Genomic DNA, 13,522 nt, shown 5'->3' on the forward strand with positions numbered 1-13,522 from the left:
TTGATAGGCTATAGGTGTAAAGGCAGTAATGTCATAGCCGAGTAGTACTAATAACCCGTAAGCTTATGTACGCTTTTCCTCTCCCGTCTTTTGGGACGAGAGAGGAAGAAACTTTCTAATAAAAAAATTTTTCTTTATCTCAGTATGTTAAGATATTATTGCAATTTTTAATTTTTAATTCAAAATTTTTAATTGCAAAATAATTGCCCAAAGCAATTATAACCTCTTAAGGTGGTTATTGCGGCGGGGCTCACCTCTTCCCATCCCGAACAGAGTAGTTAAGCCCGCCTGCGCAGATGGTACTGCAGTTATGTGGGAGAGTATGTCGTCGCCTTTCTTTGTGGAACCCCAGTTTGAAAAAGCTGGGGTTCTTTTTTTTTATAGGTACGACGTGTTCGGCTAATGCCTCGGTTCGTCGCCTTTCTTTAATCTGAACTAGTTTTAGATTCTATTAAATCCTCATCATTCATTTTGATGGGGATTTTTTTCGTTGTGATTTTTTTGGTTTTGTAGATTAGAAGTTAAATGGTTATATAAATGCTTTTTTTGCTGTATTTGGATGGTAAAATTGTAGGAACGAAGTGGTTTAAATAATATTTTGTAACGTTTTGTATATTTAACATATTCATATATTTTTTTCTTTCAAATATATTTTTAGTAAATTACTTCTCATTGATGCTTATGTCTAAGTTTTTTTTAGATAAATTTCCGAAATTACTTTCTTTAGCTCTATAAGCTCTGCCCATTGTGCTTATAATAATTCTTCAGACAAATAATTTAAGGTATTTTGAATTTAATCTTGCGTAATGCAATTAGAAAAGTCTTTTATATTTAAATACTTATCTTTTTTTGAGGTCTGATTTTAATTGAGTTAAGTGAAAATTAATTTATTGTGTTTAAGTTTTTGTTAGGTCCTTTTTTTAAACATTATATTGTATTTTTGGGGAACTATATAAAAATATAATATGAGAAAATTAGTCTTGTTTTTAACGTTTGTAATAATTTCAAACATTCAAGCGCAAGAGCGTCCAAAATTGGTTGTTGGTATTGTTGTAGATCAAATGAAAATGGAGTATTTATACCGTTTTTCTGATGATTTTTCTCCTAATGGTTTTAAAAAGTTGATGAACAATGGTTATACTTTTCACAACATGCATTACAATTATGTTCCAACATATACCGCTCCAGGTCACGCCTCTATTTATACGGGTACTACTCCGGCGACACACGGAATTGTAGGCAACGAATGGTTTAGCAGGAGTCTAGGAAAAGACGTGTATTGTACTGATGATGCTTCAGTGAAAATTGTTGGTGATGGTACCGAAAAGGAGGGGGCTATGTCTCCAAAAAACCTTTTGACCACTACCATTACCGATGAATTGCGCATGGCTACCAATTTTAAAGGAAAGGTAATTGGAATGAGTATTAAAGACCGTGGCGCGATTTTGCCGGCGGGACATTTTGCAAATTGGGCATTTTGGTTCAGTAAAACAGGTGCTTTTATTTCGAGCACTTTTTATGGTGAAAAATTACCAGATTGGGTAACCCAATTCAATCAAGAGAAACATTATATGCCTTACATTACCAAAGGCTGGGATTTATTAAAACCGAAAGCAGTTTACAACGAAAGTCTTCCTGACGATAATCCGTACGAAGGGAAAATTGATAAAAGTTCTGGACCTGTTTTTCCATATGATTTAAGTAGAATATATGCCGAAAAAGGAGCCGATGTTTTGAGAACGACCCCTTTCGGTAATGATATTTTGGCAGAATTAGCCATGAAAGCCATTGAAAAAGAAGAATTGGGGAAAGATGATATTACCGATTTTCTTACGGTTAGTTTTTCTTCAACAGATTATGTTGGGCATACTTTTGGACCCCGTTCTATGGAATTGCAAGATACCTACTTGCGTTTAGACCAGACGCTGGAAACCTTTTTGACCTATTTGGACAAAACTGTTGGGAAAGACAATTATTTGCTTTTCTTGACCGCAGATCATGCTGGTGCTGAAAATCCAAATTATTTAAAAGATAATAAATACAATGTGAAAAATGTTCCTGCAAAGGATATTGTTGCTTCGTTAAACAAATATTCGATAGATACTTTTGGTGTTAATCTGGTTTTGGATTATTCTAATTTCAATCTTTTCTTTAATAAGGAAATTATAAAAGAAAAAGGATTAGAATTGACTAAAGTAAAACAAAGTTTTAAGGAATTCCTGATGACACAAGAACAAGTGAAAAGAGTCTATACCGAAGAAGAAATTCTAGCTTCTTCCGGAAATGATTATTTTTTAAGTTTTATAGCAAAAGGTTACGACCCCAAACAAAATGGAGATATTGTAATTCTGGACAAAGCTGGTTATATGCAATATCAACCAACAGGAACTACACATGGGACACCTAATAGTTATGATACCCATGTACCACTTCTTTTTTATGGATGGCAAGTGCCAAAAGGAGAAAGTCATGGTAAAAAGTACATTACACAAATTGCTCCTACGCTTTCGCAAATGCTAAAGATCCCGTTTACTAATGGAACAGAATCGGAAGTATTAGAAAGTCTTTTGGATAAAAAATAAGCTAATTCTATTTGAGTGTCTTGCACTGAAAATAGCACATTTCGGATTAGAAAAAAATCCCGTCTCTTTAACTAGACGGGATTTATAATTTAACTTAAACTGTTATTTCTGTTGGTAGTGGAATTTGATTTCTCAATAAATCTTCAAAAGTTTCTTGAGCACGGATTAGATAACCTTGACCATTCATCCATAAAACTTCAGCAGGTTTGTATCTAGAATTATAATTAGATGCCATAGAAAAGCAATAAGCTCCAGCATTTCTAAAACTTAAAATATCACCTTCTTTTATTTCGGTAATTCTTCTATTATTAGCAAAAGTATCTGTTTCACAAATATATCCAACAACGGAATAAAAGCGTTCTTTTCCTTTTGGGTGTGAAATGTTTTCAATATGATGTTGTGAACCGTAAAACATTGGACGAATCAAATGATTGAAACCACTGTCAATTCCCGCAAAGACAGTAGAAGTAGTTTGTTTCACCACATTTACTTTAGCCAAAAAGAAACCGGCTTCGCTTACCAAAAATTTACCTGGTTCAAATATCAAGGTTAATTCTTTGCCGTATTCAACACAAAAGGCATTAAATCTTTTTGAGAGTTTTTTACCTAATTCTTCAATATCAGTTTCTATATCATCTTTTTTGTAAGGCACTTTAAAACCACTTCCAAAGTCTAGAAATTCTAAATTTTTAAAGTTTTTTGCAGCGTCGAATAATATTTCAGCAGCATATAAAAATACTTCGATATCAAGAATATCAGAACCAGTATGCATGTGGATACCAACAATATTCATTTTTGTATTTTCAACAATACGAACTAAGTGAGGTAGTTGGTGAACAGAAATACCAAATTTACTATCGATATGACCAACAGATATATTTGCATTTCCACCTGCCATTACATGTGGATTTATTCTAATACAGACAGGAACATTTGGATATTTAGTTCCGAACTGCTCTAATATTGATAAATTGTCAATATTTATTTGAACACCCATCGCATTAACTTCTTCAATTTCTTCTAAAGAGACTCCGTTAGGTGTATAGAAAATTTTTTCGGGGTCGTAACCGGCATGAAGTCCTAACATAACTTCTTGAATGGATACAGTGTCTAAACCAGATCCCATTTCTTTTAATAATTGAAGGATCGCAACATTAGACAATGCCTTCATCGCATAATTAATGCGCAACTTATTTACCTTAGAAAAAGCTTTTGATAATCTGTTGTATTGAGATTGTATTTTTTCGGCATCATAAACATATAATGGGTTTCCGAATTGTTCCGCTAATTGTAGTAAGTCTTTTGCTTGCATTGTTATTAATTTTTAGCAAATTTATTATTCTTTATCAACACAAACAAATAATAATACAGATTATAACAAATTGTAACAAAATGTTGTAATTGCAACAATTATTGTTGTTTATTTATTTTTTGTAACTTTCGTTAAAGTAAAAATCCCCTGACAAGTATTTTTATCAGGGGATTTTAAAAAAAACTATTTTTTATTATAAACTAGGTAAGTCACCATTACCTTTTGTTGGTAAATTAGTGTATCCCATCAAATAATTATCTACTTCCCTAGCGGCTTCACGACCTTCAGAAATTGCCCAAACAATTAGAGATTGACCTCTTCTCATATCACCAGCAGTAAATATGTGAGGAACATTCGTTTGGTAATTAGTTGCTTTATAATTGGTTCTAAAATCTACATCTAACCCCAACTGATCGCTTAATGTCTTTTCAGGACCTGTAAATCCTAAAGCCAGTAAAGCTAAATCACAAGGCCATATTTTTTCTGATCCGTCTTTTTCAATCAGTTCTGGTCTTTGGCCAGGTGTCATTTTCCACGCCACTTCAACGGTTTTCAAGCCTGTTAATTCCCCTTTTTCATTAGAAATAAATTCTTTGGTATTGATTAACCAGTTTCTGTCACATCCTTCTTCATGAGAAGAGGAAGTTTTTAATTGTAAAGGCCAAAATGGCCAAGGAGTAGTTTCACTTCTTCCAACGGGTGGTTTTGGTAAAATCTCAAAGTTAGTAACTGATTTAGCACCATGTCTGTTTGATGTTCCAACACAATCCGATCCTGTATCTCCACCACCAATAACAATAACATTTTTACCAGTTGCTTTGATTTGATCTGGAATAGATTCTCCGTATAGTACTTTGGTTTGTTGAGTTAAAAAGTCCATTGCCTGAACAACTCCTTTACTTTCAATTCCTTTAGTGGGTAAACTTCTTCTTTCAGTTGCACCACCACACAATACGATTGAATCAAAAGAATTTAGTTCTTCAATGCTGAAATTTACACCAACGTTTACATTAGTTTTGAATTCAATTCCTTCCGCTTCTAAAACCACAACACGTCTGTCAATGATTCCTTTTTCTAATTTGAAATTAGGAATTCCATAACGTAGTAAGCCTCCTATTGCATTGTCTCTTTCAAAAACCGTAACGTTATGTCCTGCACGATTTAATTGTTGTGCAGCTGCTAAACCAGCAGGGCCAGAGCCTATGACAGCTACTGTTTTACCTGTTCTTGTCGCTGGAATTTGTGGTTTGATCCATCCTTCTGCGAAACCTCTTTCGATAATATTTTTTTCAATATTTTCAATGGCAACTGGCTCACTGATTATACCCAATACACATGATTTTTCACAAGGAGCAGGGCATAATCTTCCTGTAAATTCCGGGAAGTTATTTGTTGATTGTAAAATCTCCAATGCACTTTGCCATTCTTCTTGATGAACCATGTCGTTAAAATCAGGAATCAAATTTCCTAATGGACAGGCACTGTGGCAAAAAGGGATGCCGCAATCCATACATCTTGATCCTTGTTCTTTAATTTTATCTTTGGCTAACGGAATTGTAAACTCATTATAGTTTGATACTCGTTCTACAACAGCTATATTATTTTCGTCACTTCTATTATACTCTTTAAATCCACCTATCTTTCCCATAACTATAGTGCTATTAGTTCTTCAATTTTTTTTTCTTCTGCTAATCTTTGTAATGCTTTTTTATAATCTGTTGGCATTACTTTTACAAAATGGTTGCGTTGATTTTCCCAATCTTCTAAAATTCTTTTAGCTAAAGGACTGTTGGTATACATAGAATGGTTTTTTATCAAACGTCTCAGTTTAGTAACGTCATCATTTTCTAATGTTTCAAAAGCGACCATTTCCATATTGCATACGGTAGCATCGAATTTTTTATTTGGATCATAAACATAAGCAATACCTCCACTCATACCTGCCGCGAAATTTCTTCCGGTTTTTCCTAGAACTACGACGGTTCCTCCAGTCATATATTCACAGCCGTGATCTCCAATTCCTTCCACAACGGCTGTTGCTCCAGAATTTCTCACACAAAAACGTTCTCCAGCCATACCATTGATATAAGCTTCACCAGTAATTGCTCCGTAAAGCGCCACGTTACCAATAATGATATTTTCTTCTGGTTTGAATGTAGCAGTAGGAGGTACCTTGATAATTAATTTACCACCCGAAAGTCCTTTTCCCAAATAATCATTACAGTTTCCATGAATTTTGAATGATAAACCGTTGGTCGCAAAAGCACCAAAACTTTGTCCAGCAGAACCTGTAAAATCTACTAAAATGGTGTCCTCAGGTAAACCTTGTGCTCCATATATTTTCGAAATTTCATTACTTAATATAGCACCAACCGAACGATCTGTATTTTTAATATCAAAAGTTACTCTTGTTTTTTCTTTTCTATAAATAGAAGGGATTGCCGCTTTTATAATTTCAAAATCAAGTACATTATCTAACGCATGATCTTGGGTAGTGGTATTATGATTTGGTACTACTTTAGCTTTTTCTGGTTTGTATAAAATCGAAGATAAATCTAATCCACTTGCTTTATAATGCTTGATCGCTTTGTTGACATTCAATTTTTGAGATTGTCCCACCATTTCTTTTAGCGTTCTAAATCCTAATTGAGCCATAATTTCTCTTAACTCTTCAGCAATAAAATACATGAAGTTAATAATATGTTCCGGAGTTCCTTTGAAATTTTTTCTCAATTCGGGATCTTGTGTCGCTATACCAACTGGACAAGTGTTTAAGTGACATGCTCTCATCATAATACAACCTGAAGCTACTAGTGGCGCAGTTGCGAAACCAAATTCTTCAGCTCCAAGTAGCGCAGCAACAGCAACATCACGACCTGTTTTCAATTGTCCGTCGCATTCTAAAACTACACGACTTCTTAAATCATTTAATATTAATGTTTGTTGTGCTTCAGCTAAACCAAGTTCCCAAGGAATACCTGTATGTTGCAGTGAAGTTAATGGAGCAGCTCCAGTTCCTCCATCGTATCCTGAAATCAAAATTACATCGGCTTTTGCTTTAGCAACACCGGCAGCAATTGTTCCAACTCCAACTTCAGATACCAACTTAACATTGATTCTCGCTTCGCGATTGGCATTCTTTAAGTCAAAAATCAATTGGGATAAATCTTCAATTGAATAAATATCGTGATGTGGCGGAGGCGATATCAATCCAACATAAGGAGTTGAATTTCTTACAGCAGCAATCCATGGAACTACTTTTTCTCCGGGTAATTGACCACCTTCTCCAGGTTTTGCACCCTGAGCCATTTTTATCTGAATTTCTTTGGCATTAGTCAAATAATTGATAGACACTCCAAATCTTCCAGAAGCGACTTGCTTAATGGCGCTATTTCTAGAATCACCGTTTAAGTCTTTTTGGAATCGTTTAGAATCTTCTCCACCTTCTCCAGAATTACTTTTCCCCCCAATTCTATTCATGGCAATGGCCAAGTTTTCGTGAGCTTCTTGACTAATAGACCCATAAGACATGGCGCCAGTTTTGAATTTTTTTACAATTTCGGTCCAAGGTTCTACTTCGTCAATAGAAATTGGATCCAAATTATTGAATTCAAATAAACCTCTAATAGTCATTAGGTTTTCACTTTGGTCATTAACCATATTTGAATATTCCTTATAACTTTCTGGACTGTTTAATCGAACTGCCTGCTGTAATTTAGAAATGGTCGTTGGGTTGAACATGTGTTTTTCCCCGGTTCTTCTCCATCTGTAAATTCCTCCAATTTCAAGGGGTAATAAATTAGCCACTTTTGAATTAGGAAAGGCTTTTTGATATCTTTTTTTGATTTCTTTTTCTACTTCGATCAGACCAATTCCTTCAATTCTAGAAGGTGTATATGGGAAATATTTAGAAGTTAACGTTTTATTTAATCCTAAAATTTCAAAAATTTGAGCAGCTCTGTATGAATGTAAAGTAGAGATGCCAATTTTATTCATGATTTTAAGGATACCTTTTGCAATCGCTTTATTGTAATTTTTAATTGCATAATCAGCTTTTATGCCAGTAATAAAACCTTCATTTACTTGGTCATGAATGATTTCATTTACCATGTAAGGATTTATTGCGCTTGCACCATAACCAAACAATAATGCAAAATGATGTGGTTCACGTGGTTCAGCTGATTCAATTATAATTCCAAATTTCGAACGAACTTTTAGAATGTTTAAGGAATGGTGAATGTAAGAGCAAGCCAATAACATTGGTATTGGAGCCATTTTTTCGCTTACACCTCTATCAGAAATGATTACGATATTGCAACCTTCAGAAACAGCTTTAAAAGTAGCTTGAACTGCTCTTTCCATAGCGCGTTCCAATCCATTTACACCTTTTTCAATATCATATAATGTAGAAATAGTCACCGATTTGAAATCAACATGATCAATATTTCTTATTTTATCTAAATCTTCATTTGAAATAACCGGATTTTGGATTTTTAATTTTTTACAATGTTTTGGTTCAATATCGAAAATATTGAAATCTCCTCCGATTGCCAAACTGATATCAGTAATGATTTCTTCTCGTATACCATCCAATGGTGGATTTGTAACCTGAGCAAATAATTGTTTGAAATAATTGTATAAAAGTTGTGGTTGGTCCGATAAGACCGCCAAAGGAGTATCATTACCCATTGAGCTTAAAGGTTCAGCACCTTGAGCTCCCATTGGGTTTATTATGGTTTTTAAGTCCTCAATTGTATAACCAAATAGGCGTTGTCGCGTTGCGAAGTCAATGCTTTCGGTTGGTATTGCGTTGTCAGTATATGGAATTTGTGCTAATTGCAACAAATTTTCATCCAACCATTTTTTGTACGGACGTTTAGTAACTATTGCATTTTTTATCTCATCATCTTCAATAATTCGGCCTTCGTTCATGTCGACCAAAAACATTTTTCCGGGCTCTAAACGACCATGTTTAATTACATCTTCGGGTTTGATGTCTAGAACCCCAATTTCTGAAGACATAATAACGAAGCCACTTTTTGTCAACGTATAACGAGAAGGTCTCAATCCATTTCTATCCAATAAGGCACCAATAACATTTCCATCCGTAAAAGGAATCGAAGCCGGACCATCCCAAGGTTCCATGATACAAGCATTATATTCGTAAAACGCTTTCTTATCTTCTGACATCGTTTGGTGTTTTTCCCAAGCTTCAGGAACGACCATCATCATGGCTTCCGGTAGAGATCGTCCTGTCATCAATAACAATTCGATTACCATATCCATTGAGGCAGAATCTGATTTGCCTTCTAATATAATAGGAAACAATTTTTTGATATCATCACCAAAAACATCACTTTGCATCAATTCTTCACGAGCACGCATTCTGCTAATGTTACCTCTAAGGGTATTTATCTCGCCATTGTGACACATATATCGGAACGGCTGTGCCAATTCCCAAGAAGGAAAAGTATTTGTCGAAAATCGTTGGTGAACCAAAGCCAGTCTGGTCACTAAGTCATCATCGGTTAAATCAGTATAATATCTGCTAATATCTTCGGGCATCAATAAGCCTTTGTATATTATCGTAGTTGTAGAAAAGCTGGAAAAATAGAACATATAGCTTTCTGAAATTCTTGAATTTCTAATAGTATGTTCTGCAATTTTTCTGGCAGCAAACATTTTTGCATTGAATTGTTGTTCCGTAAGGTCCAATCCATTTTTACCAACAAATACTTGTTTTACCGTGGGTTCTTTCTCCCCTGCAATTTGACCTAGATTGGATGCGTCAACGGGAACATCTCTCCATCCTATGATTTCTAAATTTTGATCTTGTATGGCCGTTTCAAAAGTTGTTTTGCAAAACGTTACCTGGTTTGTGCTTTTTGGCATGAAAACCATTCCTACCGCATATTGTCTAGTTTCAGGTAATTCGAAATCACAAACTTTCTTAAAAAAATCATGGGGAATGTCAAATAAAATTCCTGCTCCATCGCCAGTTCTACCATCAGCACTAACAGCTCCACGATGCTCTAATTTTATTAAAATATCTAATGCTTTATGAATAATATCATTGGACTTAATTCCATTTAAATTGCAAATAAATCCTGCGCCGCAGTTGTCGTGTTCAAATTCGGGCAAATAAAGGCCTTGTTCTTTAACTTTCATGCTTAATATTTTTTCTACAAAATTAAAGATTTAGTAGGATATAATAGGTGTAAAAGCTAAAACGGGTATATTTTTACAGTAATAACAGAAAAGGCTTAAATAAATCGCAAAAACAATATTTAAACACTTGCGAAATGATTTATTGATAAAAAGGATATGCATAAAATGCATTGAAGCTTATGATTTTGAAAGAAATGTTCTACTTAAGATTTCTTTTAAAGTTTTATAACAAATTTACATACATTTTTTAAATTTTATTTTTTTAATACGCGGTTATCCTAGTCTAGAAAAAACATAATTATTGTTGCATATTAAATTGAAAAAAAAATAACAGTTCTGTTTAATTTTGCTATTTTTGTGGCACTTTTATTCTGGAATAAATTCAGAATCCAGACAAATTCTATATTATGAACATACACGAATATCAAGGAAAAGAGATTTTAGCTAGTTACGGAGTTCGCATTCAACGCGGAATCGTTGCTAATAGCCCAGTAGAAGCGGTTGCTGCTGCTAAACAATTAACTACCGAAACTGGTACAAGTTGGTATGTTGTAAAAGCCCAAGTTCATGCAGGTGGACGTGGAAAAGGTGGTGGAGTTAAATTGGCAAAAAACTTACAACAAGTTGAAGAAATTGCAGAACAAATCATCGGAATGCAATTAATTACACCACAAACTTCTGCGGAAGGTAAAAAAGTACATAAAGTTTTAATCGCTGAAGATGTTTATTATCCTGGTGAAAGTGAAACTTCTGAATTTTATGTTTCTGTTTTATTAAATAGAGCTACAGGTCGTAATATGATTATGTATTCTACTGAAGGTGGAATGGATATTGAAGAAGTTGCGGAACATACGCCTCATTTAATTTTTACGGAAGAAATTGATCCGTCTGTTGGATTGCAAGGTTTTCAAGCAAGAAGAATCGCTTTTAACTTAGGTCTTTCTGGAAATGCGTTCAAAGAGATGGTGAAATTCATCGATTCTTTATACAATGCTTATATTGGATCGGATGCGTCGATGTTTGAAATCAACCCGGTTTTAAAAACATCTGACAATAAAATTATGGCTGTAGATGCTAAAGTAAATATCGATGACAATGCTTTATACAGACAAAAGAAATATGCTGATATGCGTGACATTCGTGAGGAGAACCCAATCGAAGTTGAAGCAAAAGAAGTAGGATTAAACTATGTAGATCTTGACGGTACAGTAGGATGTATGGTGAACGGAGCTGGTTTAGCAATGGCAACTATGGATTTAATCAAGTATGCTGGTTTTGAGCCTGCTAACTTCCTTGACGTAGGTGGAACTGCTGATGCAAAACGTGTTGAAACTGCTTTCCGTATTATCTTAAAAGATCCAAACGTAAAAGCAATTTTGATTAATATTTTTGGTGGAATCGTTCGTTGTGACCGTGTGGCGCAAGGAGTTGTTGATGCTTACAAAAATATGGGTGATGCAATTAAAGTGCCAATCATTGTTCGTTTACAAGGTACCAATGCAGCTATTGCAAAAGAATTAATTGATAATTCAGGAATGCCAATTTTATCTGCTGTTGAATTCCAAGAAGCAGCTGATCAAGTAAAAGCGGCTCTTTCTTAATTATAAATAGTTATATATTTAAAAATCCTGTTTGCTACGGCAAACAGGATTTTTTTTGTTAGAAATTTTTCTTTAGGATGATTCTAATAAATGAAGTTTTAATTTTAATAAGCAAAACGATTTTGGTCATCAATTAAAATTATCGTAAGAATTCAATTATGTGTCAGCTATCGAATATCTTTGTAGTGTACTAGTATTAATTATTTCTAGTTTATATAAATCCGTTACCAAATGAAACTCCATATACAAAATAATTTTACTGCTGAATTACCTGCTGACCCAAGTGAAATCAATACTCCGAGACAGGTTGAGCAAGCTTGTTTTTCTTATGTAGTACCAAAACAGCCTTCCAATCCTTCACTAATTCACGCTTCAGCAGAAGTGGCGAATCTTTTGGGACTGTCTGAGGAAGATACTCTTTCAGCTGATTTTTTAAATACTTTTTCAGGGAATACCGTTTATCCTGGCACGAAACCGTATGCTTTGAGTTATGCTGGACATCAATTTGGCAATTGGGCCGGACAATTAGGAGATGGGCGTGCAATCAATCTTACCGAAGTAAATCATGCTAATAAATCGTACACTTTACAGCTAAAAGGTGCAGGGCCGACGCCATATTCCAGAACTGCAGATGGTTTTGCAGTTTTACGTTCTTCCATTCGTGAGTACCTGTGTGCTGAAGCGATGCATTATTTGGGCATTCCTACAACACGTTCCCTTTCGTTGATGCTTTCTGGCGATCAGGTATTGCGTGATGTATTGTATAATGGAAATCCTGCCTATGAAAAAGGAGCAATTGTTTGCAGAGTAGCTCCATCTTTTATACGGTTTGGTAGCTTCGAACTGTTTTCTTCTCGAAAAGACTTAGTTAATCTCAAATTATTAGCTGATTTTACTATTAAACATCATTTCCCCCAAATTATAGAGGAGGGGATTAAAAAATATCTGGCCTTTTTTCAAGAAGTGACTAATACTACGCTCAAGATGATCGTCGAATGGCAAAGGGTAGGTTTTGTTCATGGAGTTATGAATACCGATAATATGTCTATTCACGGAATTACCATTGATTACGGGCCGTACGGTTGGTTAGAAGATTATAATTCCAATTGGACACCCAATACAACCGACAGGGAGCATAAAAGATACCGTTTTGGCAATCAACCAGAAATTGCGCTTTGGAATTTGTATCAATTAGCGAATGCTTTGTATCCTTTGATTGAGGATGCGAAACCTCTTGAAGCTATTTTAGATGCTTTTAGTGCAGATTACGAAAAGGAGTATTTGAATATGATGCAAAATAAACTCGGTTTCCAAATCAAAAGAGAACACGATATTGTTTTGATTCAGAGTTTGACCCAATTGCTGGAACGCGTAGAAACGGATATGACCATTTTCTTTAGAAATTTAAGTAATGTTACTAAAGCAGATAATGGATCAACAGCTTTCAACACCATAAAAGATGCTTTTTACAACGAAAAGGATTTGGATGAAACGATATTGAAAAACTGGCACGATTGGTTGGAGAATTACAGTATTCGAATCAATGAAGAAATACGTTCGGATTCTGAGAGAAAAAACAAAATGAATAAAGTGAATCCAAAATATGTGTTGCGAAATTACATGGCACAATTATGTATTGATGATGCAGATAAAGGAGACTTTTCTTTGCTAAACGAATTATTTGAAATGCTAAAAAATCCATACTCTGAACAACCGAATTTGCAAAAATGGTTTGCCAAAAGACCCGATTGGGCCAGAGATAAAGTAGGATGTTCGATGTTAAGTTGTAGTTCTTAAAAATTTATGAGCAAATACTTTTAAAGATATATCAAAAAAAATCCTGAGTGAAAGCTCAGGAT

The 13,522-nt window shown here is 34.6% G+C and carries 6 protein-coding genes and 1 rRNA gene; 4 read left to right on the top strand and 3 right to left on the bottom strand.

What is annotated here, in order from left to right; all coding sequences use genetic code 11:
* The first annotated feature begins 227 nt into the window (after nt 1-227).
* Nucleotides 228-337 (top strand): 5S ribosomal RNA (gene rrf, locus ACFX5F_RS03030).
* 628 nt (nt 338-965) lie between these two features.
* Nucleotides 966-2,582, top strand: coding sequence for an alkaline phosphatase PafA (gene pafA, locus ACFX5F_RS03035; protein WP_379849792.1), 1,617 nt, complete (start codon nt 966-968; stop codon nt 2,580-2,582).
* A 94-nt stretch (nt 2,583-2,676) separates the two neighbouring features.
* On the opposite strand, the gene lysA is transcribed toward pafA, so the two are convergent.
* From lysA to gltB, 3 genes are all read right to left on the bottom strand, one after another.
* Nucleotides 2,677-3,894 carry a diaminopimelate decarboxylase gene (lysA, locus tag ACFX5F_RS03040; RefSeq protein WP_379849794.1) on the bottom strand — a complete coding sequence of 406 codons (1,218 nt, stop codon included), beginning with the start codon at nt 3,892-3,894 and terminating at the stop codon, nt 2,677-2,679.
* A 193-nt stretch (nt 3,895-4,087) separates the two neighbouring features.
* On the bottom strand, nt 4,088-5,542 hold the full coding sequence (locus tag ACFX5F_RS03045) for a glutamate synthase subunit beta (RefSeq protein WP_379849796.1): 1,455 nt from the start codon (nt 5,540-5,542) through the stop codon (nt 4,088-4,090).
* 2 nt (nt 5,543-5,544) lie between these two features.
* Complete coding sequence (gltB, locus tag ACFX5F_RS03050) at nt 5,545-10,062, bottom strand: glutamate synthase large subunit (protein ID WP_379849798.1); 4,518 nt, start codon at nt 10,060-10,062, stop codon at nt 5,545-5,547.
* 407 nt (nt 10,063-10,469) lie between these two features.
* Between gltB and sucC the strand changes: the two genes are divergently transcribed.
* Both sucC and ACFX5F_RS03060 read left to right on the top strand, forming a co-directional pair.
* Nucleotides 10,470-11,663 carry an ADP-forming succinate--CoA ligase subunit beta gene (gene sucC, locus ACFX5F_RS03055; RefSeq protein WP_379849800.1) on the top strand — a complete coding sequence of 398 codons (1,194 nt, stop codon included), beginning with the start codon at nt 10,470-10,472 and terminating at the stop codon, nt 11,661-11,663.
* A 231-nt stretch (nt 11,664-11,894) separates the two neighbouring features.
* A complete protein-coding gene (locus tag ACFX5F_RS03060; protein ID WP_379849802.1) occupies nt 11,895-13,460 on the top strand; it encodes a protein adenylyltransferase SelO in 1,566 nt (521 codons plus the stop codon).
* Nucleotides 13,461-13,522: the final 62 nt, after the last annotated feature.

The organism is Flavobacterium zhoui (assembly GCF_042787235.1).
Taxonomy (GTDB): Bacteria; Bacteroidota; Bacteroidia; order Flavobacteriales; family Flavobacteriaceae; genus Flavobacterium; species Flavobacterium zhoui.